Consider the following 1,307-nt stretch of genomic DNA (forward strand, 5'->3'; position numbering starts at 1 on the left):
TTTGGAATCAAGCGCGTAGCCAAGAAGAAATCCAAAAAGCGATGTATCAATCTCCCTTAGTTGATGATCTTGGCTTAGTTACTTATTTATCACTCAATGGCAGTGCCGAGGATCAAACAAGTTATAGCAATCATGGTATTCTTTATGGGACAACCTGGCAACTAGATAGTCTTCCCTCTAAACCGACCTCGATCCCTAAGTCAAAAACTCAGACTAGCAGTAAAGCTAGAAGGAGTGCGAAAAGGATAACAATGGTCAACGAAATTTTTAACTCCCTTGAAGAAGAAGAAGTGATTGAACAGGATGCTCCATCCGAAAATCAAGAACCTTCCCGGGAAGAGAATCCAGAATCAATTATAATTGCTGCAGAAGCTGCTCTTGCCAGCAATGAAATTGAGGAGATTAGTGAAACAGCAATTTCTCAACCAGATATCCTCACTTATTCAAACCAGAAAAAACGGTTAATTATTTGTTGTGATGGTTCTTGGGAAGACTCTGCCAGTGCTTACCCCACCAATGTGGTTAAATTCGCCGAATCTATTAAGTATATTGCCGAGGATCAAACCCCCCAAATCGTCTTTTTGTCAGGTTCTGGCACCCCCGAAGATAACGAATTTATTAAAAGTTTAGGCAATGAAACTTTTGGCTGGGGACTAGATCGAATGATTCAAGATGCCTATCGTTTTCTTGTCCTTAACTACAATCCCACAACCGAGGATGAAATTTATTTGTTAGGTTTTAGTCGAGGCGCATATATCGTTCGTTGTTTGGCTAGTTTTATCGATAAATGTGGAATCCTAAAACGCTCTAAGATTAAAGAAATTCCCCTGGCTTATCAACTCTATCGAGACCACACCGTTAGTTCTGATAGTGCCAAAGCTCAACAATTCCGTGCCGCTAATGCTAAAAAAATTGAGACAGAAAAGGAAGATTTTCAAGATCGTATTCCAGTCAAGATGTTAGGTTGTTGGGATACAGTTGGCAATTTTGGTATTCCTGATTTAACTCCTTGGTTTCCCCTGGCTAAGTTTTATCATAAAAAATATGAATTTAGTAATACAAAATTAAGTCCGATTATCCAGAATGCTTTTCATGCTGTTGCCATTGATGAAAAACGTAAAAACTTCCCTTCCACTCCGATCAAAGCCAATCCAGAAAATCCCGAACAAGTTGTCAAAGAAGTTTTATTTGTGGGTGAACATACCTGTCTAGGTGGTGGCAAAAAAGAATATCAAGGAATTTCCGATTACCCGTTACAATGGATGATTAATCAAGCCAAAAAATTGGGATTAGAGTTTGACTCAACC

General features: G+C 39.0%; 1 protein-coding gene. It reads left to right on the forward strand.

Features of this window, described 5'->3' with window-relative positions; genetic code table 11:
* Positions 1-1,307: T6SS phospholipase effector Tle1-like catalytic domain-containing protein (locus tag O9332_RS00995; protein ID WP_288023301.1), on the forward strand; the 1,307-nt coding region annotated here is incomplete at both ends.

The organism is Microcystis sp. LE19-10.1B (assembly GCF_027530565.1).
GTDB lineage: Bacteria > Cyanobacteriota > Cyanobacteriia > Cyanobacteriales > Microcystaceae > Microcystis > Microcystis aeruginosa.